This window comes from Bacillus coahuilensis m4-4, from assembly GCF_000171615.1.
Taxonomy (GTDB): domain Bacteria; phylum Bacillota; class Bacilli; order Bacillales; family Bacillaceae_K; genus Bacillus_T; species Bacillus_T coahuilensis.
Map to the genome: position 1 here is coordinate 13660 of NZ_ABFU01000010.3, position 23233 is coordinate 36892.

At 41.5% G+C, this 23233-nt stretch carries 25 protein-coding genes and 2 pseudogenes; 6 read left to right on the forward strand and 21 right to left on the reverse strand.

Annotated features, from left to right (window positions below):
* Positions 1–144: 144 nt before the first annotated feature.
* Positions 145–512, reverse strand: a pseudogene (gene acpS / locus M44_RS19680) (holo-ACP synthase).
* A 72-nt stretch (positions 513–584) separates the two neighbouring features.
* Here acpS and M44_RS24555 point away from each other — a divergent pair.
* Together M44_RS24555 and M44_RS29735 are read left to right on the forward strand one after the other, a co-directional pair.
* Entirely contained in the window at positions 585–947 is a 363-nt protein-coding gene (locus M44_RS24555; protein WP_010170382.1) for a rhomboid family intramembrane serine protease, read from the forward strand.
* On the forward strand, positions 847–1176 hold the full coding sequence (locus tag M44_RS29735; RefSeq protein ID WP_162013630.1) for a rhomboid family intramembrane serine protease: 330 nt from the start codon (positions 847–849) through the stop codon (positions 1174–1176). Before M44_RS24555 ends, M44_RS29735 begins: the two co-directional genes overlap by 101 nt.
* A gap of 17 nt (positions 1177–1193) precedes the next feature.
* Here the strand turns inward: M44_RS29735 and M44_RS24560 are convergent, their stop codons facing one another.
* The 4 genes from M44_RS24560 to uvsE form a co-directional block, all read right to left on the reverse strand.
* The gene (locus tag M44_RS24560; protein WP_237705180.1) at positions 1194–2078 is read right to left on the reverse strand and encodes a PH domain-containing protein; all 885 of its coding nucleotides are present in this window, start codon (positions 2076–2078) and stop codon (positions 1194–1196) included.
* 130 nt (positions 2079–2208) lie between these two features.
* Complete coding sequence (locus M44_RS24565; RefSeq protein ID WP_050770859.1) at positions 2209–2520, reverse strand: PH domain-containing protein; 312 nt, start codon at positions 2518–2520, stop codon at positions 2209–2211.
* Positions 2521–2661: 141 nt separating this feature from the next.
* Positions 2662–3144 (reverse strand): PH domain-containing protein, encoded by a 483-nt coding sequence (locus M44_RS01855; RefSeq protein WP_010170383.1) that lies wholly within the window; start codon positions 3142–3144, stop codon positions 2662–2664.
* 86 nt (positions 3145–3230) lie between these two features.
* Complete coding sequence (uvsE, locus tag M44_RS01860; protein WP_029326678.1) at positions 3231–4196, reverse strand: UV DNA damage repair endonuclease UvsE; 966 nt, start codon at positions 4194–4196, stop codon at positions 3231–3233.
* 131 nt (positions 4197–4327) lie between these two features.
* Here uvsE and M44_RS01865 point away from each other — a divergent pair, with 131 nt between their 5' ends.
* Positions 4328–4777, forward strand: a complete 450-nt coding sequence (locus M44_RS01865; RefSeq protein WP_010170386.1) for a DUF6194 family protein — start codon at positions 4328–4330, stop codon at positions 4775–4777.
* Between the two features lie 39 nt (positions 4778–4816).
* On the opposite strand, the gene cshA is transcribed toward M44_RS01865, so the two are convergent.
* The 5 genes and pseudogenes from cshA to M44_RS01890 all read right to left on the reverse strand — a co-directional run bounded on the left by cshA (position 4817) and on the right by M44_RS01890 (position 10573).
* Positions 4817–6316: a degradosome RNA helicase CshA gene (gene cshA, locus M44_RS01870; RefSeq protein ID WP_010170387.1), complete on the reverse strand. Its 1500-nt coding sequence runs from the start codon at positions 6314–6316 to the stop codon at positions 4817–4819.
* 272 nt (positions 6317–6588) lie between these two features.
* Positions 6589–7275 carry an alpha/beta hydrolase gene (locus M44_RS01875; protein WP_010170388.1) on the reverse strand — a complete coding sequence of 229 codons (687 nt, stop codon included), beginning with the start codon at positions 7273–7275 and terminating at the stop codon, positions 6589–6591.
* Between the two features lie 32 nt (positions 7276–7307).
* Complete coding sequence (locus tag M44_RS01880) at positions 7308–8678, reverse strand: UDP-N-acetylmuramoyl-tripeptide--D-alanyl-D-alanine ligase (protein ID WP_010170389.1); 1371 nt, start codon at positions 8676–8678, stop codon at positions 7308–7310.
* A gap of 60 nt (positions 8679–8738) precedes the next feature.
* Positions 8739–9800 (reverse strand): annotated as a pseudogene (locus tag M44_RS19695) (D-alanine--D-alanine ligase).
* Between the two features lie 389 nt (positions 9801–10189).
* Positions 10190–10573: a VOC family protein gene (locus M44_RS01890; protein ID WP_010170391.1), complete on the reverse strand. Its 384-nt coding sequence runs from the start codon at positions 10571–10573 to the stop codon at positions 10190–10192.
* A gap of 164 nt (positions 10574–10737) precedes the next feature.
* On the opposite strand from M44_RS01890, the gene M44_RS01895 reads away from it, so the two are divergent.
* Together M44_RS01895 and M44_RS01900 are read left to right on the forward strand one after the other, a co-directional pair.
* Positions 10738–11823: an NAD(P)/FAD-dependent oxidoreductase gene (locus tag M44_RS01895; protein WP_010170393.1), complete on the forward strand. Its 1086-nt coding sequence runs from the start codon at positions 10738–10740 to the stop codon at positions 11821–11823.
* A 173-nt stretch (positions 11824–11996) separates the two neighbouring features.
* A complete protein-coding gene (locus tag M44_RS01900) occupies positions 11997–12686 on the forward strand; it encodes a Crp/Fnr family transcriptional regulator (protein ID WP_010170395.1) in 690 nt (229 codons plus the stop codon).
* Here M44_RS01900 and M44_RS01905 read toward each other — a convergent pair.
* From M44_RS01905 to M44_RS01950, 11 genes are all read right to left on the reverse strand, one after another.
* Positions 12683–14107, reverse strand: coding sequence for a dihydrolipoyl dehydrogenase family protein (locus M44_RS01905; RefSeq protein WP_010170397.1), 1425 nt, complete (start codon positions 14105–14107; stop codon positions 12683–12685). The genes M44_RS01900 and M44_RS01905 overlap by 4 nt on opposite strands.
* 15 nt (positions 14108–14122) lie before the next feature.
* Entirely contained in the window at positions 14123–14704 is a 582-nt protein-coding gene (locus M44_RS01910; RefSeq protein ID WP_010170399.1) for a CDP-alcohol phosphatidyltransferase family protein, read from the reverse strand.
* 18 nt (positions 14705–14722) lie between these two features.
* Positions 14723–15379 (reverse strand): TVP38/TMEM64 family protein, encoded by a 657-nt coding sequence (locus M44_RS01915; protein ID WP_010170401.1) that lies wholly within the window; start codon positions 15377–15379, stop codon positions 14723–14725.
* Between the two features lie 411 nt (positions 15380–15790).
* On the reverse strand, positions 15791–16756 hold the full coding sequence (locus M44_RS19700) for an ABC transporter ATP-binding protein (protein WP_010170403.1): 966 nt from the start codon (positions 16754–16756) through the stop codon (positions 15791–15793).
* Positions 16753–17553 carry an ABC transporter permease gene (locus tag M44_RS01925; protein ID WP_010170405.1) on the reverse strand — a complete coding sequence of 267 codons (801 nt, stop codon included), beginning with the start codon at positions 17551–17553 and terminating at the stop codon, positions 16753–16755. The genes M44_RS19700 and M44_RS01925 overlap by 4 nt, the downstream gene beginning before the upstream one ends.
* A complete protein-coding gene (locus M44_RS24570) occupies positions 17550–17972 on the reverse strand; it encodes a hypothetical protein (protein WP_237705181.1) in 423 nt (140 codons plus the stop codon). Before M44_RS24570 ends, M44_RS01925 begins: the two co-directional genes overlap by 4 nt.
* A complete protein-coding gene (locus M44_RS24575; RefSeq protein ID WP_010170408.1) occupies positions 17914–18429 on the reverse strand; it encodes an ABC transporter permease family protein in 516 nt (171 codons plus the stop codon). The genes M44_RS24570 and M44_RS24575 overlap by 59 nt, the downstream gene beginning before the upstream one ends.
* A complete protein-coding gene (locus M44_RS01935; RefSeq protein WP_010170410.1) occupies positions 18407–19636 on the reverse strand; it encodes an ABC transporter substrate-binding protein in 1230 nt (409 codons plus the stop codon). The genes M44_RS24575 and M44_RS01935 overlap by 23 nt, the downstream gene beginning before the upstream one ends.
* A 61-nt stretch (positions 19637–19697) precedes the next feature.
* A complete protein-coding gene (locus M44_RS01940; protein ID WP_010170412.1) occupies positions 19698–20168 on the reverse strand; it encodes an NUDIX domain-containing protein in 471 nt (156 codons plus the stop codon).
* The gene (gene sfsA, locus M44_RS19710) at positions 20168–20890 is read right to left on the reverse strand and encodes a DNA/RNA nuclease SfsA (RefSeq protein ID WP_010170415.1); all 723 of its coding nucleotides are present in this window, start codon (positions 20888–20890) and stop codon (positions 20168–20170) included. The genes M44_RS01940 and sfsA overlap by 1 nt, the downstream gene beginning before the upstream one ends.
* Before the next feature lie 75 nt (positions 20891–20965).
* Positions 20966–21736, reverse strand: a complete 771-nt coding sequence (locus M44_RS01950; protein WP_010170417.1) for a hypothetical protein — start codon at positions 21734–21736, stop codon at positions 20966–20968.
* Between the two features lie 134 nt (positions 21737–21870).
* On the opposite strand from M44_RS01950, the gene mgtE reads away from it, so the two are divergent.
* A complete protein-coding gene (mgtE, locus tag M44_RS01955; protein ID WP_010170419.1) occupies positions 21871–23229 on the forward strand; it encodes a magnesium transporter in 1359 nt (452 codons plus the stop codon).
* Positions 23230–23233 lie beyond the last annotated feature (4 nt).

Consider the following 23233-nt stretch of genomic DNA (forward strand, 5'->3'; position numbering starts at 1 on the left):
CCTTTTTTATTCTTATACAATAAAGGGAGAGACAAGAAACGGTCATGAAAAACCAACTCGTTCCTATTCCGTTCTTGTCCCTCCTTATGCATTATGAATATATGAGACAAACTGTTGGAATATGATAATGAGCTCGTATCAAACTTAATTTTCTATTTTTTTCATCAGCACTACTTGTGCCACAGCGTAGTCTTCGCTGTGTGAGATGGAAACAAACGAACTGGATTGGTAGTCTAGGGGCAGTGTGATGGTCGGTTGTCCTGTTTCTGCACGTAATACTTCAATATCTGTAAAGCTTAAGTCTTTTCCGATTCCCGTACCCTTTGCTTTAGAAAAGGCTTCCTTCACCGCAAACCGACCCGCTAGAAACTCTGTTTGACGGCGGTCTGATAGATCGTTGAAAATCTCTAATTCTCTTTCGGTTAAAATTCGTTCCGCGAAGCGGGTTTGTTTTTTCGAAGACGGTCAATTCGCCTTAGTTCAATAATATCTACACCAATTCCCTCTATCATTCTATCTCTCCTTCTATTTACAGCCCGTCCAACATACATTAGTTCTAAACACTTGTAAAAGGAGCAATCGGTATGTTTCAACGAACGGAATCCTTTTCTGCTTTTAGTAAATCGTATCCAGTCATTACGACCATTATTCTCTTTCAAGTACTACTCTATGCTTTAACAAAAATCCCTCTTCTTCCTCACATCTGGCTATTTGAATGGTTTGGTGGTGTAAATCTATATATTATGCAAGGAGAGTGGTGGCGCCTTGTAACGAGTATATTCTTACACTACTCTTTATCACATTTAGTTTTTAACTCCCTGACCCTTTTGTTATTTGGTCCATACCTTGAACAGTTTATCGGTTCTATTCGATTTTCTTTTTGTTTACATTGCGGGCGGAATCTTCGGAAATCTGGCTACCTTATGGATAGAGGAGCCTTCCTATAGCCATGTAGGCGCGAGTGGATCCCTTTTTTCTCTTATTGGGTTTTATATCGGACTTGGCTTTGCCTCGAGGACTCTTCCCTTACAACCCAAGCCCCTTATTATTATCATCGCCGTCACCACCGCTGCCCTAACATTTGGACAACCTGACGTGAATGTTCTCGCACATATTGGTGGCTTGGTAGGCGGAGGATTACTTGTGCCGTTCATTTTATATAGAAAAGGAAAATAAGGCGACCCTTGGTCACCTTATTTTTGTTTGGGAGAGAACCACTCCATTACGTCGTGTGCGGTCTTCCCTTCTAAATCTCTTACTTTTCCTACAAGCGATGCTCCGCTTGACTTCACGGTGCTGAGTAACGTTGCAAGGTTGTTTCGTTTCTGAAACCATGACTCTGAGTACTCTATTACTTGAATGCGATTTTTCTTTAACACGATCCGATTCTTAGTGACTCCGCGGTATTGAACCGTCAATTGGTCCGTCCCCACATGTACTCCAGCTGTCCGGTGCTGCAACAGTGCAAACCACCAGAGAAATGGTACGCCTACAAATGATAAGGCTCCGTAAGGAAACCATGCCGCCGTCAAGCCAATCATAGGTAAAATCGGTAGAAAGAGAAGTCTGATAATGTATTTCCTTTTAGAGCGCTTTGGAAGTGGCGTTATGCTCTCTAAAAGTTCATATCCTGGAACAATTTGTTTCATGATGGAACCAATCTGGTTTCTTTTGATAAAAGGTAGAACACTGATGTTCACTGAATCTTTATCTAAAACGGAACCTCCCGCACTCACAATTTTCACCGTACTAAAGCCCAACAACTCACGGATAGGCGACTGTACAATATGAATTCCTTGTATCCTGTCCTGCGGGATGGTAATTTGTTTCTTTTCAATTAGTCCTTTCATGACGATAATCTCATTCTCTAGCTTTTTTACGGTGAAATTTCCGTACACGATCGCCGTCGCCCCAACCGATAGCATCCATGTGAATAAAAGGGCGAAAAAGCTAATGACCGAAACAAAGACAACCCCATTACTCACAAAGATCTCTAATTGATCGTATACGTACTCATACGGTATAAATTCCGATCCTTGTGAAAAGAATACCGCCAATCCAGAGAAAATAACTCCCACTCCTCCTGAAGTTAATCCCATAAGGAATAAATCTTTCAGAGACATTTGATAGACGATTTCTTCTTTTAACTCGTACTCTGCCTCTACCCCGTCTAATTCCCCAACGGACTCACTTGTTTCTGAGCGTTTTTTATTTTTTAATTTGCCTGATGATTGTTTGAAGTTCTTCTGCTTCTTCTTTTCTAATGGCCGTTAATTCCGCTTCTGCTTCAGAAGGGTCAGAGGATCCGGCGGTCTCCACCTTCACTTTGACAAGGGAGAACGGCCTATGTAGTAGACCTTCAGAGAAATTTAAGCTTTGAATTCGTTCAATGGGTATATAGCGACGCTTTCTAATGAATACACCGTATTCAATTCTAAGCTCTTCCTCTTCTATTCTGTATGAGAATCTCCACCATTTTAAAATTCCATTAATAAATGCGATGATGGGTAGTAACACCATGACTCCAATGGGGATATAATCCCAAAACGCCGTTTTCTCGCTACCCGCATTAAAAAAACTAATACGATAAACGGTATGATAATTTCTTTTAAGCTTTTCAGCAAATTGGTTACTGCTGAAATGGGGTGAAGTTTTTTACGCTCAAACATCATCTTCGGCCACCCTCGCTAGGCTTGAGATAGAATTTCGCAAATCATCTGCCTCTCCTTCGTCTAGCGCTGGAATTTCATGAACCGTAGCGGCGCTTGAAATCGTAATCGTCGCCAGCTTAAACGGGCGTAAAATCGGACCTTGTATCGTGTCCACATGCTGCACGCGCACCATCGGTATTAACGTCCGCTTGACGAATATTACTCCATGCTGAAGTTCAATCTCAAGGTCGCGAACTTCATACCGCCATCTTTTCCATCGTAAGCTAGGTAATACGGCTACAAAGAAAATAGTATATAAAATAGCAACGCCTATACCGCTTAACCACACATAAAACGGCCAATCATTTAGAAACGAAACTACCGTTAGTCCGATAGAAACGGCGATGATAATAAGAGAATGGATTAAGCCGTGAATTCTCCATACAGTTAAAGCTCTTTTTGATATTCGCTTACTAGGTGCTCTCCTCTCCACCAACAACTCCCCCAATCTAATCACTTACATACCTATACGATACCATATTCCATTGGTTTCGTTTACTTTCATTCTTTTTCATCTAATCAATATTCAAAACTTGCTTGGCTGATCCACGAGACGTTACGTGTCTCTTTAATATGCTCGATTAGTTGAAATAGAGCAAGATCCTTACCTTTTGCTTCAATCATACAATCTACCCTTGCAGTTTGATCTTTTATCCTATCTAGAAAATCAAAAAACATACTCACATCTACATATTCTGCATGAGCACGAAATTCTGATGGCGAGCGAGGACTTGAGATATGGATTTTAACAGGCAGGGGCGACTTTGACCAACTATTCACGACACGGTCCCAATGTTCCGTCCAATCCTCTTCTTTATTGGCAAGATGGTGATGATAATCAAATACACACGGGATACCTAATTTTTCGCATAAATACAAGGTTTCAGAAAGAGTAAAAACTGTATCATCATTTTCTAATATGATCATTTCTTGCAGGTTGGTAGGAACGAATCCCCAATTATGAATAAATTGTTCGAGAGCCTTCTCTTTGTCATCATATCCCCCACCAACATGTAGCACACAGCGGTGAGTAGGGTCAATCCCCATCCCTTCTAATAATTGACGGTGCATTTGTAACGTAAGAAGACTATTTTTCATAATGTCTTTGTCTGTAGAGTTTAACAACACAAAGTGGTCAGGATGAAAATCTACACGCATAGTGGGATGTTGCTGTAAGTATTCTTTTATTTCGTTAAGTGGCTCTTTCAATGCACTCATGTAGCGCCAGCCTTTAGTGTCTGGATGGTTCGCTAGAGGAATCAGCTTCGAGCTAAATCGAAAAAACTCAATAGAATGGAGGGCATTATGCTTTAGTAATCGTAAGCAGTTATGTAAGTTTGATGTCGCAATGCGCTCAAGTTTCCGGAGGGCCGCTGCGCGATCTTTAATACTCGAGAATTGTTTATAGGTCATCGTTTGTGACGGTGAGGCATTTTGTAACTCTAAGCTCATCGCTACATATCCAAGTCGAACAATCATCCCCATCATCCTTTCCATGTTTTTATTACATTACCCTAGATATGATAAAATGATGATTGGAAGTTTGTTCATGAGCGAAAAAGAAGCAGTGACAATGCTATTGTACGTGACGAACACGAGCGAATGGGGGAGATGGATTGAAACCTAAAGACATCATACAATATGTACTACAATCCTATGAAGGGACCGTTCGTCATCCTAACTGGGGAGAACTTGGGATTTTTTATAACCCTGAAGATAAGCTGACCAAGGGAGTATACATTCTAACAATCAAACTGAAAGATGGACCCAACGATCAAGCCTCAAATTTAAATTCAGATGGTGTTTACCGATTAAATGTAGCAATAGAGAAAGATACGTTTGTGAAGAAATTCGGAAGCATTCCTAAAAGACCTCTTGCTGGTCAAACAATCGAGATGGATGTTAACTTTGCAGCAACAGATGAAATAATTCCCCATCCTGTATACGGATGGATGTCCTGGATATCTGTGATCAACCCCTCTGAACAGACATTTGAACAGTTGAAAGCACTCATTGACGAAGGCTACCATTTAGCTGTTACCAAATATAAGAAGAAGAAGATTTAAAAAAAGCAGAGGATTGCTCCTCTGCTTTTGTTTGTTTTATTAGTCTTGTTTTCTTCTACGGTTAGAGCTTCCTTGACCTTGCCCTTGACCTTGACGGTTTCCACCTTGTTGAGAACGGTTGTTACGGTTATAAGATCCGCCGCTCTTACCACGACGATTTCTATCTCCGCCACCACCTTGACGCTTATCGTTATTACGACGAGGACGCTCACCTTTAAATGGTAATGGGCGCTCTTCTGTAATTTCTATAGGAGTTTTGTCTGGTTCTTTTGTGAAAAGCTTTAACGATGCTGCTATTACTTGTTCTGGAGTATACTCACCTAGTAATTCAGCAACTAACTTTTCGTACTCATCTAATCCGTTAGAGTTGATAGCTTCAACTAACTTTTCTTTTGCAAGACGTTGTTGACCTTCTAACGCTTCGTTCACACTTGGTGGACGCATAGGAGTCATACGCTTATTTGTTGTTTGTTCTACAATACGTAGGTAACCCATTTCACGTGGAGTGACGAACGTCATCGCCATACCTTCTTTACCAGCACGGCCCGTACGTCCGATACGGTGTACATAGCTTTCAGGATCTTGTGGAATATCATAGTTGTACACATGTGTTACACCAGAGATATCAAGTCCACGTGCCGCAACGTCGGTTGCAACTAATACTTCAATACGACCTTCTTTGAACTTACGAAGAACGCTTGAACGTTTCGCTTGGCTTAAGTCACCGTGAATTCCTTCTGCTTGGTAACCACGGATAGATAAAGCTTTAGATAGTTCATCTACACGACGCTTTGTACGACCAAATACGATCGCAAGCTCTGGAGATTGTGTATCTAAAAGACGAGCAAGAATATCGAACTTCTCACGTTCTTGAGCTTTAACAAAATACTGATCAATAAGAGAAACGGTCATTTCTTTTGATTTTACTTTAACTGTTTCCGGGTTCGTCATGAAGTTCTCTGCAATCTTACGAATTGGACCAGGCATTGTTGCTGAGAACAATAGCGTTTGGCGTCCTTCTGGCACGTTCTTTAAAATTGATTCGATATCATCGATGAATCCCATGTTTAGCATTTCATCCGCTTCATCAAGAACTAATGTGTGCACTTGATCAAGCTTTAACGTACGACGGTTGATGTGGTCAAGAAGACGACCAGGTGTCCCAACGATAATATGAGGACCTTTTTTCATCGCGCGGATTTGGCGGTTAATATCTTGCCCACCATATACAGCTAATACACGTACACGCTTGTCGTATCCAACTTTGTATAGCTCTTCGGAAACTTGGATGGCAAGTTCACGAGTTGGAGCAATAATTAGTCCCTGTACGTTTGTATTTTTTGTATCGATTTTTTCTACTAATGGAATTCCAAATGCAGCTGTTTTACCAGTACCAGTTTGCGCTTGACCGATAATGTCTTTGCCTTCTAAGCTTAATGGAATTGTACCCGCTTGAATTGGAGTTGCTTCTTCGAACCCCATGCGGTTAATGGATTTAAGCATACTTGGGCTTAAATTTAACTCTGAAAATTTTGTCAATCTACTCATTCTCCTTTTATTTCTCTTCAGCATGAAATATCCGATCATGCTGACGTTTCTTAGTATCCTATATTTAGAAAGGAATTAGTCATCGCTCAATTCCTAAAAAATTCTTTTTTCCGATTCTTGGGAAATCCTAGAAAAGAAAACAAAAAAATATACTCTCCGCTTGCGAAGAGCTTCCATTACAAGTTCACGAACGAACGATGTTAACTTACATGTTATCATTAAATCCTAAAAATTTCAATCCATACTGTATGAAATATATTTCCTTATTGGTTTAAAAAGATGAAAACTCGTTCAAATAGCTCATCACAATCTTCACTATGACAGATTAAATGCTTGGCAACAGGGGAATAGAACACTTCTTTTTGGGTCGCACTAATTTGTTCATATAAATATTTAGCCGATTTGGGAGGAACAATCCCATCTACTAAACCTTGTGCAATTAACGTAGGAACTTCCACTTCTTTTAATAGAGGGCGAACCTTTCTCACAACTCTTCTAAATTGGAGTGTGGCCGAAATTGGAGTTGCCCCTATTTTATTCTTATACCTGATAAATAGCTCATTATCAACTAATTGTCCTCTCATTCCATCCCGTATCATTTCTTTAGTATCTTTAAGGAGCTGCTTGGGATTCACATAATAAGCAGCAGCACTTAATAACACGAGTTTTTCAACAGGATACTGATACGCAAGGTAACTTGCGAGTAAGCCGCCCATCGAAAACCCGATGACATAGACTTTATCACATAATTGAAGTAATTCTTCCACACCCTCTTCTGCGGCTTCTATCCATTTATCAGAGGTGACCCCTCGAAGATTTAGCTCGTCTCCGTGGCCAGGTAGAGTGATACTTTTTACGTTCCAGTCGGTTTTTTTCCTCAAAAATTCAGCGAGGGGCTCTACTTCATATGGACTGCCTGTGAACCCATGTATTAACAAACACCCTTGCATTCCCCTCACCTCACTTTATAATTGATCGGTTGCTATTCTTTTTGAAGAGCAAGAACAACCTCTTCCATTTTCATTCCACGAGATGCCTTCACTAAAACCGTATCATCTGATTTTACCACCACTTTTAGATAGGCGATTAACGCGCTCTTCTCATCAAAATGAATCACTCGGTCTTCAGGCAACGTTTCTTTCGCTCCTTCTGCGATAAATGAACTTAACGGGCCGTATGTCAAAACACAATCAATATCATCCGTCACATACGTACCAACCTCATGATGGAACGCTTCTTCATTTGGTCCCAGTTCTAGCATATCGCTTACAACAAAATATCGTTTACCCGTCGTGCTAATGGTTTGAAGCAGGTCAATAGCCGCTTTCGTAGAGCTCGGGCTAGCATTGTAGGCATCGTTAATAATCGTTTCCCCTTTTGCACCTGTACTAACCTCAAGGCGCATACCGGTCAATTTCAACGTGGAGAGTCCCTTTTGCATGTCTCCAAATCCCACGCCGAAAAACTTTGCAATGAGCATCGCTCCCATGGTATTCATCACATTATGTTCTCCTAAAATAGGCAAATGAAACTCTTCGTCGCTAACGTTCACGCTAAACGTAGTACCAAATCCACTTGGTGCAAGCTTGGTCGGATACATCGTGTTAGAGGAATGGCGTCCAAACGTTTCTTTACTTCCTCCATACCCCTTTACGCGCTCTTGTAAAAGTGGTTCGTCACCGTTATACACAAATAACCCTTCAGACTTCAGCCCTTCAACAATTTCAAATTTCGCTTTAGAAATCCCTTCTCTTGACCCTAAATCCTGAAGGTGTGATTCTCCGATATTCGTAATGATTGCTGCATCAGGAAGCGCAATTTGTGTGAGTTCCCGTATCTCTCCAAAGCCGCTCATTCCCATCTCAAGAACAGCTACCTCACTATCTTCTGGCAAACTCAAAATCGTTAATGGTAACCCAATATGATTGTTATAGTTTCCCTCTGTTTTATGAACGCGATACTTTGTAGATAATAGGGCAAATAAAATATCTTTTGTCGTTGTTTTACCGTTACTTCCTGTGACACCTACTACTTTTACATTCAGCTCATTGCGGTACGCTTTCGATAAGGTTTGAAGAGCTACGAGTGAGTCTTCTACTACAATAACCGGAAGTCCCTCTGGTGCAGGTCCAGCAGATTTTTCCCAAAATGCCGCACCTGCCCCTTTTTCTAGTACATCCCTTACAAATGTATGGCCATCTACATTTTCTCCCTTGAACGGAACAAACAAATTGCCCGCCGTTAGTTTTCTTGTATCAATGATCACTCCGTGAACTAGTTGATCCTTGAAAAGGGATACATCATTTAACGCTCCTACGATCGTCGCAATTTGACCAATTGTACGTTTTATCACAAGAATACCTCCTTAAGGAAAGACACGGAGTGGGTACACCGTGCCTTTCTTTTTTTTTATTTATTTTGTATGTTTAATTTGTTGCTTCTCTTGGTGTCGCTCAACTCCAAGGTCGATTAATCGTTTAATAAGCTCTGGGTACGAGACTCCAGCTTCTTTCCATAATAGAGGGAACATACTGAAAGGTGTAAATCCTGGCATCGTGTTCACTTCGTTAATAATTAAGCGTTGATCCTTCGTTAAAAAGAAGTCCGCACGTACTAGGCCCGAACAATCTAACGACTTAAATGCGCAGATTGCTTGCTCCTTCACTCTCTCTTCCACACCTTCAGGAAGCTCTGCCGGGAAKGATCATAGCCGTATTACNCGTCGACGTATTTTGAATTGTAGTCATAGAAATCTGTTTTCGGTACAATCTCACCAATCACAGAACAAGCAGGCTCATCGGTTTCCTAATACGCCCACTTCAATTTCACGAGCAACCACACCTTCTTCAATAATGATTTTACGATCAAATTGGAAGGCTTCCTCAAACGCCGCTACTAGCTCTTCGCGATTGCTCGCTTTACTAATCCCTACACTGGATCCAAGGTTCGCTGGCTTAACAAAGCAAGGATATCCAAGCTCCGCTTCCACTTTTTCATAGGCAGCTTCTACATTCGCTTTCCATTCACTACGGATGAACCATGTGTATTTCACTTGGTCTAATCCGCTTTGTGCAAACAGATTCTTCATAATCACTTTATCCATACCCGCTGCCGAAGATAATACACCATTCCCTACATACGGTAGGTTTAACAATTCAAGCATCCCTTGAACAGTTCCATCTTCTCCGTTTGGACCGTGTAAAAGTGGGAAGATAATGTCGTACCCTTCCTCCTCTGTTGCAGCAGCTAGAGATAATGGTTGCACTTGCTCATTCTGATATTGAAGTTGCTTTACTTCCTCTACAGGCCCTTCTAATTTTGGACCTTTCTGCCACTCACCTTCAATGCTTATATAAATTGGATGTATTTCATAAAGCGACGGGTCTAACGCTTTAATAACTGCCTTTGCTGTTTGTAAAGACACCTCGTGTTCTGCTGATTTACCACCATATACTAAACATACTCTTGTTTTCATAGGTAACCTCCGTTGTGGAATCTGTGTTTTTTAATGAGCCGCTTTGGGGCGGATTTTCTATATTGAGAGCTCAGTCAATCGTTACGCCCCTAAACAGTCGGCTCCGCTTTTCTTCATGTCCAGCTCCTCCTCCTAGGGGCTATTGGATTTCCGGTCTTGTCACCTTCAATAAGTCCAACATCGAATCGCTACCGCTCTTCGTGTTTCCTTTATTTCGATGCCAAGCCCTCCAATCCATACGCCCCTAAACAGTCGGCTCCGCTTTTCTATTTAYGWMTTCTTCATCACCTAGATAAGATACCCTTTTTTTTAGAAAAAAGAAACGGTCTTTTGTTAGATATTTTTAGTTTTCATTTTTGCTATGGGGATTGTTGGGTAAGGTTGGGCTGTTATGTTATGGGTGAACAGATTTCAATGAAGTGCCCATCTGGGTCTGAGACGTAAGCGACGGTTTGTCCCCACGGCTTTTGTACTGGTTCGAGAAGAATTGGAACGTCCTGGCTTCTTAATTGTTCAATCAGTCCTTCCACATCCTCCGTTACCAATCCAATCTCACTTGTTTGTTCTGTTCGTTTTCCAAAAGGAATAGGTAGATCCGTAAGATTCCGAACCGATTCTCTTGTATTTATGGCAAGTGTCGTAGCCCCTGTATCAAACTCTGTATACGATTCCACTTGCATTTTAACAGGAAATCCTAACATATCCCGGTAGAACGTTATGCTTTTTTCAATGTTTTCTACATATAAAATAATATAGCCTAACTTGATATCCATACCCTTTCCTCCTTTTCGTTCCATACTAGTATACGGTATCCTCTAAATAGATGAAACTCTGGGACAAGGTCCTCAAAGTTTTTCCGCTTTTATAGGCAACTTTTTCGAATTCTTCCTATCATTTGGTTATAGTAAAAGAAAAGCGGAATTTGAGGGATATCATCATGAAGAGAATCGTATTAGTAGGTGGCGGTCACGCTCATCTTCATTGCCTTAGAGAACTACAAGAAGACTATTTCCACAACATTGAATGGATATTAGTTTCAAGCAGTCGTTATCAATATTACTCTGGCATGTTCTCTGGATACACAGAGGGGCTCTATACGGAAGAGGATATAAGAGTAGACCTAGAAAAGCTGTGTCTAAGTGCCAATGTTACGTTTAAAGAGATGACCGTCATGTCCATTGACCCTAAATCTCAAAAGCTACTAGGAGATCAAGGAGACATTCTTGATTACGACATACTCTCTCTAGATATTGGCTCATTGAATACAAATCCGACGATTGACGGTCTAGACCAACACAATTTAAAAATCAAACCTAATCATTTGTTCTCAGAAAAGATTGAGCAATTACGAAGCAGTGAGAAGCCTGTCATTATTGGAGGAGGTGCAGCTGGAGTTGAAATGGCTTTATCCCTTCAAGCTTGGCATAAAAAGCAACACACTGGTGTACATGTGACGCTCATTCACTCTTCTCCTGTGATGGAAGAAACAGGAGAAAAAGCTTCTAAACGGTTAGCGCAGATCGTAGAAGAATCTGGAATCAGATCTATTCAACAAAGAGTAAGTAGTGTAACAGGGACCCACTTGGTGACAAAAGCAGGTGATGAAGTTCTTTATGATGAGGTGCTTTATTTAGGTGGTCCTACAGCACCACGATTACTGAAATCATCTAAATTGCCCGTAGACGAAAACGGGTACCTACTTTTAAATTCTCACCTACAGACAGATCTCTATCCCATGATTTTCGGCGCGGGTGACTGCATCTCACTAGAATCCCATCAAGATACTCCAAGAAACGGAGTCAACGCCGTCAGACAAGGACCTGTTCTCTATCATAATTTAGTCTCTCAAGCGAAAGGAGAAGCCTTGCAAACCTACACCCCACAAAGAAGATTTCTCGCTATCCTTTCCACTGGAGGAAAACGTGGCTTTCTTGTGTATGAACAGTTAGTAGTATCAGGTAGATGGGCTTGGCACTTGAAAAACTGGATTGATAAGTCCTTTATCCAGAAGAATTCTGTATAAAAAAATGCGCAGCCGGAATGGAGGCTTGACATCATAATACATGTTAGCGATTTTGCTGTTGAATTATTGAAGATGACAAGATCGAAAGTCCTTTTAGTCATTGGCAGGCAGAGCTAGACACACAAAAGTGGAATTGGCTCGCTGCCCTATAAGCGTAATAAGAGGTGTTACAGATGGATGATAAATTATTTCTCTTATCTCAGATCAGTTTACTAGAAGAATTACCGAAGGAAGAATTGCTACAAGTCGAACGGATGACGTTAGCAAAACCCATTAAAAAAGGAACGTTCATTTCTTCCCCATCTGCTCCTCTTTCTGCCCTATTTTTGTTAAAGTTTGGTCAGGTCCGGTTGTACCGAATGAATAGTACGGGCAAACAATTTACGGTGGATATTTTAACAGATGGAAATGTGTTTGGAGAAACGTCCACTTTAACATTAACGGATAACGATTTATACATAGAAGCAATGACCGACTGCTACCTATGCGTATTAGGTAAAAAGGATTTCGAAGAGCTATTAGAACGGAATCCAACAATAGCGCTGAAGTTTATTTCTATTCTGTCTCAACGTCTAACCGAGCTTTATAGCCTAACAGAAAAAATTGCTTTAGCCGATGTCAAATACCGAATTCTCTATCTTCTTGTAAAACTTAGTGAAAAAACAGGAATCAGGAAGAAGGATTGGCAAAGTATTAAACTACGACTTACCCATCAGGATATTGCGAATATGGTTGGCTCCTCTAGAGAAACAACGAGCAGTATCATGAGTCAGCTAAAAAAAGAAGGCGTGATCAAGAAGGGAATTCACCTTCAAGTTCACACCGACAAAGCCTATGACATTTTAGCGGCAGTGGAATCTTAACGGAACCACTGAATATATTTCTTGGTTAGCTTTGGTACGATGCCGTTAAATAGTTTTTCACGCCAGTATTGATCAGCCGCTCGCTGAATGGCGGCCGCATGATTCGGGTAAGGGTAGACCATCTGAGAAAGATCGCCTACCTTTTTCTTTTGCTCCATTGCAAATATGACCGTTTGCATCCAGTCCCCTGCTCCTTCTCCAATAGCATGAGCTCCGATGATATACCCCTTTTTATCCGAAATGATTTTGACCATTCCCGTCGTTTTATGCTCCGCAACAAAACGGTCCACATCATCTAGCCCACTTTTATACACATGATATTCTTTCCCTGTGTCCTTCGCTTCTTCTTCTGTCATCCCAACATGAAAGATTTCAGGAGTCGTATACGTTGTCCAGGGGAACGTTTTATACGATACCTTTCTTCCTAGTCCAAGAACCGCATTTTGCACAACGAGTTTCCCTTCCATTCCGGCTGCGTGAGTGAACGGGAATTGACCATTCGTGTCGCCTATACCATATATGTGAGAATGAGAGCTTTGAAGCTTGTCATTCACTTGGATGTGACCTCGCTTGTCTAGCTTGACACCAATTTCTTCTAAACCAAAGCCATCCGTGTTGGGAGCGCGCCCTACCCCTAAGAACAAGGCGTCACCTGAAATTTCTTTTGTTACCCCTTGTTCCTCATAAATCACAGTCTTTGTGGCTCCTTCTTGCTTCACTTCCTTCACATCTACGCCTAAAATAAAGTCTATGTCCTTCTGTAGGAATTCTGTCGCAAGCTGTTGAATCTCACCATCCTCTTTGGATAAAATATCATCCGAACGGTCTACGACTACGGTTTCAGTTCCCATACGTGAGAAAGCCTGGGCTAATTCAAGGCCAATAGGACCACCGCCTATAAAAATCATTTTACTTGGTACATCTTCAAGGTCGAAAATCGTTTCATTTGTTTCAAACTGAACATTGTCTATCCCTTTTATCGGTGGCACAATAGGTCTTGAGCCCGTTGCAATCACAAAGCGTTTTCCGTAAAGACTTTGACCATCCTTAAGTAAATAGTGATGCTCATCGACAAATTCACCGACACCGAAGAACACATCTACGCCCATCTTTTCAAAGCGATCCTCCGAGTCATGGTGTTGAATGGTTGAAATAGCTGCTTTGACGCGTTCTTTTACATGAGAGAATGTAGCTCGTCCACTGACATCAAACCCATATTGGGATAATACGGAACTGTAGTTAATTTCATTCGCTGCTTCAATGAGCGCTTTGGACGGAACGCATCCGAAATGGAGACAGTCCCCGCCAAGTCGGTCACTCTTTTCAATTAACGCAACCTTTGCTCCAAGGGACGCAGCACCAGACGCGACTGTTAATCCCCCAGCTCCACCGCCTAAAATGACGACATCATATCGTTTCACCTTGTATTCACTCCCTTATGAAAGTATTCTTTTCGCTTCAAAAAATCGTTGAAACCCTGTAAAGAGCTCTATGACAAAAAAGAGTAGTGTAATCCATAGCACATAATCAGCAAATAGCATCATCGCACTAAATAAAATAAACCCTTCCGTACGCTCAGCGAGCCCTGCCTGATAATAAAAACTCTTCATCCCTTGCTTTTCAGATATTGCACCAACTGTAAGGAAAATGGTCATCGAGATAATAATGGATACGCTCAGTAACAAGAGTGCCCACATACTGTCTGGATGTACAAACGCCACACCTAATATGACGCTAATCTCTACAATCCGGTCAAATGTAATATCCATCACGGTCCCAAAAGGTGACGGCTTCGTAAGTCGCGCCATCGTGCCGTCTACAGCATCTAGATAACCTGAAATCCATAAAACAGCGACCGCTAAAATAGGAAATCCTGCATAATAGATCAATCCACTACTAGCTCCAATAACGAAAGCAATAACCGTAACTGCATTGGCGGTGAGACCTATAGTTAAAAATGACTTCGCCGTTCGTTCAATTGAAGGCTGAACATACTTCCTCGCATGTGTATCGAGCATATTGTACGCTCCTTTCCACTAAGCTGTTTTATTTAAACCTAACAACGCTCTCACTTTGTCCCTCGCCACAATCGGAATCAATAAAATAACAAGGAACACAGCTGCGGCTATTGCAATTTTCGTCCAGTCTCCCGATAAAAGGCTGTCACCAAGAAAACTAAACGCAAAGGTACCTGGAATAATACCAATGGCCGTCGCTAGAATAAACGCGCGGTACTTCACTTGTGAAAGCCCCGCTAAATAACTGATTAAATCAAAGTTCAATAGAGGAATTAAGCGTAAAATAAATACATAAAAAAAGCCACTCTCTTCCATTTTCTCTCGGATTTTTCTCGTTCGCTCCGACTGTTCCACTTTAATAATCGAACGATTAAATGTAGTAGCTAAAAAGAAAGCCACCGTCGCTCCCCCAAGAGCGCCGATATAAATATATAAAAACCCAAGAACCGTTCCAAACGCTAGCCCCCCAGCTAGAGATAAAATAGACGCTGGAAATAAAATGATAGGTCTAACGGTGTAGATTACAATAAATATAATGGGGGCAAGTAAACCAAAAGATAAAATCCAATCTCGAATCTCTGGAGCCGAGATATTGATATAAGTCCGACTAAAATAAATGAGTGCAATGAGGATGAGTAAGAACCCTCCTATTTTTAACATGGTTCCCTTTTTCACGGTGTTCTTCCCTCTTTTCTGTAGGATGGTTGGTCATGATTTTGGCGCGGTGCTGTTCACACGATGTTTCTTCTCTTTGTGCACCGCGCGGGCGCAGCGCGGTGCTCTTCGCACACTGCAATTCCATTTTGGGCACCGCGCGGGCGGAGCGCGGCGCTCTTCTCACGCTAAAACTCACTTTTGGGCACCGCGCGGACGCGGCGCGGGGCTCTTCTCATGCTGCAACTCCATTTTGGGCACCGCGTGGACGTGGCCCGGCGCTCTTCTCATGCTTCAACTCACTTTTGGGCACCGCGCGGGCGCGGCGCGGTGCTCTTCTCACGCTGCAACTCACTTTTGGGCACCGCGCGAACGTTTCATCATTCTTCATCTTCTATTTTAGCCTTACACCCCAACCAAGCAATATTCCCCTTATTTAAACCTCTTCACTTTCTCAACAGGAGCATAAGCGATGATTGCTTCTGCGCTCTCACTACCCAAAAGCTTGGTTGCGGGAACACTATACCGAATATCTTTATCTAAAAGGTGTAAATGGACCATTTCTTCGCCGCTTCTAATCGTACTACCTAAAATCTTAACGTCGCCTACTTCCACAGCTTCTTTTTCACCCGGCACCGCGTATAGTAAATCCTTTAAATGGATATACCCCTGGTCTGACAAACTCACCGATTCACTAAAAAAGCTGGCTACAAAAGGTGTGGCCGGAGATTCATACACTTCGAGGGGTTTGCCTATTTGCTGAAGCTCTCCTTCATGAAGAACTCCCACTCGGTCGCCCATTAACATAGCTTCTTGTTTGTCATGAGTGACGAAAATAGAAGTGGTCCCGTTTTTCTTTAGTAACGACCGTACCCACTCACGCATCTCCATGCGAATCTCTTCATCTAGTGAGCTAAACGGCTCATCTAATAGCAATAGTTTTGGCTGCAAGACGAGAGCACGAATTAAGGCAACACGTTGCTGCTGACCACCTGATAATTCATTTGGATAATAGTGCTCGTATTCATGGAGTCTCACATTATATAGGAACTCTTTCGCTAGATTCTCTGCTTCCTTTTTTGAGGTGCGAAGTCTTAGTCCGTACATGACGTTCTCTAAAACGGTCATCTGCGGGAATAGAATCGCTTTTTGGAAGACCAATCCAACCTCTCGTTTATTCGGAGAGACCGCTGTTACATCTTTACCTTCCAAGTAAAATGCTCCTGAAGTAAACTCTTCTAGACCACTGATACAGCGGAGTAGCGTACTTTTACCGGTACCTGAAGGGCCAACTAAAGAGAGGATCTCGCCTTGATCTAATGAAATATGAATAGAGTGAAATATTCGATTGTCTTGAAAGGTTTTTGTGGCCTGTTCGATTGATACAAATGATGTCATTGACTTCTCCTCACTGTCCAAAATCCTGATTTCTCATAAATACGCATCGCTACCTCAACGATGAGTATCCCAACGAGAGGAAGTAGGGCAAACACAATGGAAAAGGCAGCAACGACTGAATCATTCGGTGATTTGGTGAACGGATAATAGAGCATTGCTAATGTCTTTACATTCCCCCCACCAATCACGCTCGTTAACACGTATTGACTTAAACTAATCACGATGGATAAGAATACGACACTTCGAATCGACGACCGAATTCCTGGTAATTCAATTGTACGGAAGATCATCCGTGGGGATGCTCCAAGCATTTTCGCCTGCTCTATGACAGCGGTCCCTAGTCGTTCATAGCCTGAGAGCATTATTTTAATGCTGTAGGGAACGGTAGGCAGAAGATGAACGATGCTAACGCCGATCCAGGTATCAGCTAAGCCCACTCGAATCATCGCAAGTTGGAGACCAAGTGCAATCATAATGGTTGGCAAAAAGAGCGGAAGCATAAACAATGTTTCCACTAGACTTTTCCCTCGAAATGAATAGAACGCTAGGGCCTTCCCTGCTGTCACCCCGATAAGTATATTAAGAAAAACAACAAGTAGAGCAATAAAGACGGACGTAAAAATCGCTTCGACCAAAGCAGGATCTCTACTAAACGTCCGGTACCCCATTAATGTAAACCGGCAGCATCCCTCTTCTCCCCATCTACGGATCTGGGTGAAACTTTTATAGAATAAGGTTAAAACTGGTAGAACAAAAAGGATGGTTGCAATCGTAAAAAATGAACGTTTTTTCGTCACGGTCCTCCACCTGCCCTTTTACCATGAGCAAGAAGCCATCGCTTTTTCTGAATCACCCAAAATAGGAATAGGGTAATGAGTAGAATGATACCGGAAATCAAGGATAATGAAGCAAATGCGTACCCACGGTTCTCCCAATTTCCAGAATAAAACCAATCGTATGCAAGGATAGAGAACATTTTAGGATACGTGACGCCTAGTAGAAACGGCACTTCAAACGCTGCGAATATAAACATGAATAAAATGAGTCCTGTCTCTAATAAGGTTGGTACTAGCCAGGGCCACTCTGCTACTTTAAATGCTTGAAAATGACTTCCACCTAGCATCCGTACTTCTTCAGTCACTTGCCGATTTAACGTGTCATAGACGGGCAGCAGCATTAAGACGACAAAGGGTATCTCCTTCCATAAGTACGTCAAAAAAATAACCGACCCCAGCTTCATCCCGAACCAAGATAGGAAATTGCTCTCGTTCAGTAATGAACCCTAGTTCAAATCCAATATGAGAGAGGATTCCGCTCTGTCCTAAGAATAGGAGGGTAAGATAGGCTCCTACAAAATGAGGAAACAGCATAGGGAGCCACACAAATAGCTTTCCTACCCCTTGTTTTACATACGTGTAAAACGTTCTTGTTAACCACAGTCCTATAAGTAAGGAGACGGCCGAAGAAAAAAAGGCTATTCGAAAGCTATAAAGTAAAGAGGACCAGAATGCCTCGTCACTCACTACCTCTTTGTAATAAAATAAGGAGGTTTCTCCTTGGTACGAAATGCTTTGACTAATAGCCATCCAAAGGCTGTACCCTGTTAACGAGAACAGGATGACCGCAGCTGGCGTCAAAAGCAAAATCGTTTTATGGTTTTTCCACCACTTCATCTGTCCATTGCTCCTTTAGCCATTCAACGTAACCCGCATCAATTTCTGGAACAAACGATGCATCTAATTCTTCTTTTGAAAGAACCGCTTCACTTCGTTCAATCCCCTCAAACTTTTGCCTATATTCATCATCTAATTTGTCTAATGAAATAGGAGTACTCTCACCCCAGTATTCATCTGTCATCTTGACATACTGAGCTTCTGGGCTTAGCAACGCATTGATGGCAACAAGTGCCCCTGATTTATTGGGACTATTAAATGGGACGGCTAAAAAGTGTGTATTTCCGATAGAACCCACATCTTCTAGCACAAAGCTTTTTGTTGTTTCTGGAAACACGCCGTCTTCAATCATATGACCCGCTCGCGCTTCATTGTATCCCATGGTCATCCAGACTTCCCCTTGACTGTACAGTCGGTCTAATTCCGTCAAATCGCTAGGGTACGTGTCACCACTTCTCCATAAGTTTTCCTTCATATCGTTTAAGATTGTCCATAGCTCCTGACTTGAATCCTCTGCTAATTCTTCAGAAAATCCTTCCTCAAGAAAAGTTTCATATCCCCCGGCACTGCTATAAAGTATGTGTCTTAAAAACGCGTTTCCTGTAAAGTCAGAAGGGTTGGGATACGTAAACTTTCCTGGGTTCTCTTCTACCCAGGCTACAAGCTCTTCAACAGTAGTAGGTGGATTCGGTATTTTTTCTTCATCGTAATTAAAAACAAACTGAACCTTTCCCCACGGAGCTTCTAATCCGGCAATCTCGGTTCCAAAATCATACGAATATACGTCAGATTCCGTGTCATAATACGATGCAAAATGAGGAAGTATTTCTTGAATCGGTCCGTACAAAAGCTCTCCATTCTTAGCGTTCTTAAAATTTTCTCCGTTAATCCAAATAATGTCGATCGTACCTTCTTCTTTACCTGCAGCTTTTTCTGTTTGGAGCTTTTGAAGGATTTCTCCTGTATCCATCGGTACTCGTTCTAATGTGACTCCGTACTCACTTTTTACGTAAGGAGCAACCCACTCATCCATATAGCGGTTAATCCCTTCATCGCCGCCCCACATAAAAATTTTGACTACAGAACCATCAGCTGCTGCTACAATGTCTTCCCAAGATTCTCCCACATCTGATGATGTTCCTTCCATTTGAGAGCATGCTGAGAGGAAAAGGAATAAAGAAATAAAGATTAAACCGATTTTTTTCATAATTTCACCCTCCTGTTTTGTTCATTTTACTGTGGTAGTGATTTTTATTCAGTATGCTAGCTTACATTTTGACTTTAAGTTGATGCTCTTCTATGTATTGGATCTTTGTTTGATTTTGGACATTTTCGAAAATATGGGTGGAGATGTGGGGAAATAATAAGATTTGATGTAATTGATGTAATGGAACCCATTCAACTGCCACTTGATGAGGATCAGGGTTAGGAGGGAGAATAGGCTCCGTTGCCTGATTTCTTCTACAATGGAATATCATATGTAAACTCGGTGTACTTCCATACATATCCTGCACTAGATGGGGAGCGTATTCATACACAAATGCTAAGCCTTCTACCTCTACCTCTATTCCTGCCTCTTCAAACGCTTCTCTTGCGACCGCCTCTTTAACAGACTCTCCTTTCTCCACACCACCTGCCGGTAGATTGTAATGGACACCATGCTCGTCCTCAAATTTCACTAATAAAACAGAATCATGTTCGACCACTAAGGCACACGCTCTCACTCGAATTGGATACATTACGTCCCCCTTCTTTCTGTATGAACTGGAACTCTCCCACTGACTTTGACTCCTTCGCGACTCACTTCACACAATCTCCCGTAAAACTCCACTCCTTTCTCCGAAGCCTCTTTCATCGCTGTAGAAAAAACGGGATCGATCTCTGGATACGGCTCCACACTTTCAATATCCGAACGACCAGCAACGAATAGAACAGCTCCTTCTACTTCTCCTGAAGAGACTAATTTTGTAAGCTCCTTCACATGCTTTGTCCCTCGTTTTGTCACAGCATCCGGAAATTTCCCCGCTCCGTTTTGTGAATATGTGACGCTTTTAATCTCTATAAGCTTTATTCGTTTGGTTTCCTTGTGCTCCAATGCAATATCGAACCTCGACTCTTTTACTGTAACCTCTCGTCCGATTAATTTATAGTTTGAAAACTCTTCTAACTGTTCTTCTTGAAAGGCTTCATATAGTAACTGATTAGGTAACTGTGTATTTAAAGACACATATGTATGATGTGGCGTCTCACACAGACAAGCCGACCACTGTGTTCTTCTTTTAGGATTATGGTTTCGCTGCACCCATATAACCGCGCCTGGATACACAAGCTCTTTTAACCGACCAGGGTCTGGAAGGTGTACTATAATTTCCCCTTCTACTTCATGTTGACAATGGAGAATAAATCGGTTCGGTCTATCGACTAAAATGGTTCTCTCTACTGGCGGATCAAATACAATCATGCTAGTTTCTCCTTTAGAAAGTTTTTTTCATAAAGTATCCTCTAAAACAAAATGAAAGACCTATCCAAGGGTCTTTCATTTTGTCAGAACGACCGCGCTCCATGATTGCTGCTTACGGTCATACACTAAATAACCATGAGGCTTTTCTTTGGAACGCATCTCATATTCATCGTACATAAAATCAAAGGTCGTATAATCGGATATACGCCAAAACGGCATTTCAATTTTTTGTCTCGACACTTTCGTTTGAAGTACAGAAAAAGCAAGACCGTCATCCATTGCTTTTAGTAGCGGCTGAAAAGCATAGGGAGGTATGGATAGTACATCGATATCCTTAGCCTTACCTAATAATCGTCGCTCTTTTTTGGCATGGCGGATCTTTCTTGAAAGGATCACGCCTAGCCATTCATAAATTTTCTCGAATTGTTGAATATATAGTTTATTAGCATACCCATCTTCTTCGGTTAAGTACACAAATTCATTTTGTAGCTTACGGTAAAAAGGTGGTGTTAAATGTTTCATCGTATGCCCTAAATAAAGTAGCTCTGCAATCTCCTGTTCTGTGAGCTCATTTAGTCCACTATCGTCCGCAAAGTCGAGCCAACAAAAATCTCCAGAAGGCTTTCCATTCTCTTTTAGTAATTGTGGAATCTCTTCTTTTGGCACATACTCAAAAAGGGTATGCATATTAAAAGAGGTCGCCTGCACTTGGTGCTTCAGTAAAAGCAAGTGCTGCAAAGGAGTCGTCTGCGCTTTCATAAATTCATGAAATTCAATACCCGCTAAATGAACAGATTTATCCCTTGGGTTACTTTTTATAAAAACAAAATCTTTTACATCACTCATCGTTCCACCCCTTTTCTAACTAGAGAGGATGTCATAAAATTATTTTATCAAAGAGTTTCATTAATCATGTAACAAAACGACTACAGTTTGACAATAAATTTTTAAAACTATACATAGAAGGGTAGGGTAATGCGATGAATACGTTACTATCTGAAGATCAGCTGCTCCTACAGATTATAAACTATTTAAAAGAAGGTAAGAGGAATGAGGTTGAACGTTTAATTGAAGAACTACAACCTTATGATATGGCGAAGATCTATAAGGATATTCCCGAAAAACATAAAACTCGATGTTTACTCTATATGAATATATCTGATTTGGCTGATATGATTCAGGAATTAGATCCAGAAGACCAATTTCACGCCCTTCAACTCATAGGAAAAGAAAAGCTTGGAAAAGTCCTCGATGATATGGATAACGATGACTTAGCCTCCTTACTTGATGACTTATCTCCTGAGCGACTCCAGTGGGTATTAACTGATATGACTCATACAGAGTCCACGATTGTTCAGTCCATCCTATCTTACCCTGCTGAAACAGCTGGTCGATTAATGACCAATCGATTTGTTTGGATCAAGCAGGATTATACCGTGCGCGACGCCATTGATAAGCTTAAATCCTTTGCAGAGTTTGCTGAAACAATTAATTACTTGTATGTAGTGGACGAGCGAAGAAAGCTTGTAGGAGTTGTTTCATACCGAGATCTTTTAATTGCAGGAATTGATGATCACATTCACGACATTATGTACGAACGAGTCATTTCCGTTACGGCCTATACGGACCAAGAAGAGGCCGCAAAACTGATTGAGCGTTACGACTTTAACGCCATTCCTGTAGTCGATGACTATTATACATTAATTGGAATCATTACGGTTGATGATATTATCGACGTTTTCATTCAAGAAGCGACCGAAGATATTGAGAAACTATCCGCTTCAGGTAAAGCGATTGACTTTGACACAAAGGCGATTGTCGCCGCCTACCGCCGATTACCTTGGCTCATTCCCTTATTATTTATCGGGCTAGTTTCTGGTAGCATTATTTCTTTTTTTGAAGGGACCGTATCTCAAGTGGTGGCGTTAACCTATTTTATGCCTCTCATCACAGGGATGACAGGAAATACCGGTACACAATCTCTTGCGGTCGTCGTTCGTGGACTAACATCACGTGATATTGATAAAGGAATCGTAACTCGTCTTGTAGCCAGGGAATTTGGTGTTGGCATTTTAATCGGCTTAGTATGTGGAGTATTAATAACCATTATTGCGTATGTTTGGCAAGGTAATATTTATTTAGGCTTAGTTGTTGGATTATCTCTAATCATCACTCTAGTAATTGGAACGATGGCCGGAACGATTATTCCATTGTTATTATATAAACTAAACCTAGACCCAGCTGTAGCATCGGGGCCTTTAATTACGACGATTAACGATATATTTTCATTAATCGTCTACTACTCCATTGCCACTTGGTTTTTACTTCAACTGATCTAAAAAG

What these genes read in the sequence shown, in the direction of transcription:
- M44_RS24555 (WP_010170382.1), top strand. Translation starts at nt 585, where the DNA reads ATGTTTCAACGAACGGAATCCTTTTCTGCTTTTAGTAAATCGTATCCA.
- M44_RS24565 (WP_050770859.1), bottom strand. Translation starts at nt 2,520, where the DNA reads ATGGTGTTACTACCCATCATCGCATTTATTAATGGAATTTTAAAATGG.
- uvsE (WP_029326678.1), bottom strand. Translation starts at nt 4,196, where the DNA reads ATGGGGATGATTGTTCGACTTGGATATGTAGCGATGAGCTTAGAGTTA.
- M44_RS01875 (WP_010170388.1), bottom strand. Translation starts at nt 7,275, where the DNA reads ATGCAAGGGTGTTTGTTAATACATGGGTTCACAGGCAGTCCATATGAA.
- M44_RS01890 (WP_010170391.1), bottom strand. Translation starts at nt 10,573, where the DNA reads ATGGATATCAAGTTAGGCTATATTATTTTATATGTAGAAAACATTGAA.
- M44_RS01895 (WP_010170393.1), top strand. Translation starts at nt 10,738, where the DNA reads ATGAAGAGAATCGTATTAGTAGGTGGCGGTCACGCTCATCTTCATTGC.
- M44_RS01900 (WP_010170395.1), top strand. Translation starts at nt 11,997, where the DNA reads ATGGATGATAAATTATTTCTCTTATCTCAGATCAGTTTACTAGAAGAA.
- M44_RS01910 (WP_010170399.1), bottom strand. Translation starts at nt 14,704, where the DNA reads ATGCTCGATACACATGCGAGGAAGTATGTTCAGCCTTCAATTGAACGA.
- M44_RS19700 (WP_010170403.1), bottom strand. Translation starts at nt 16,756, where the DNA reads ATGACATCATTTGTATCAATCGAACAGGCCACAAAAACCTTTCAAGAC.
- M44_RS24575 (WP_010170408.1), bottom strand. Translation starts at nt 18,429, where the DNA reads ATGAAGTGGTGGAAAAACCATAAAACGATTTTGCTTTTGACGCCAGCT.
- M44_RS01935 (WP_010170410.1), bottom strand. Translation starts at nt 19,636, where the DNA reads ATGAAAAAAATCGGTTTAATCTTTATTTCTTTATTCCTTTTCCTCTCA.
- M44_RS01940 (WP_010170412.1), bottom strand. Translation starts at nt 20,168, where the DNA reads ATGTATCCAATTCGAGTGAGAGCGTGTGCCTTAGTGGTCGAACATGAT.
- sfsA (WP_010170415.1), bottom strand. Translation starts at nt 20,890, where the DNA reads ATGATTGTATTTGATCCGCCAGTAGAGAGAACCATTTTAGTCGATAGA.
- M44_RS01950 (WP_010170417.1), bottom strand. Translation starts at nt 21,736, where the DNA reads ATGAGTGATGTAAAAGATTTTGTTTTTATAAAAAGTAACCCAAGGGAT.
- mgtE (WP_010170419.1), top strand. Translation starts at nt 21,871, where the DNA reads ATGAATACGTTACTATCTGAAGATCAGCTGCTCCTACAGATTATAAAC.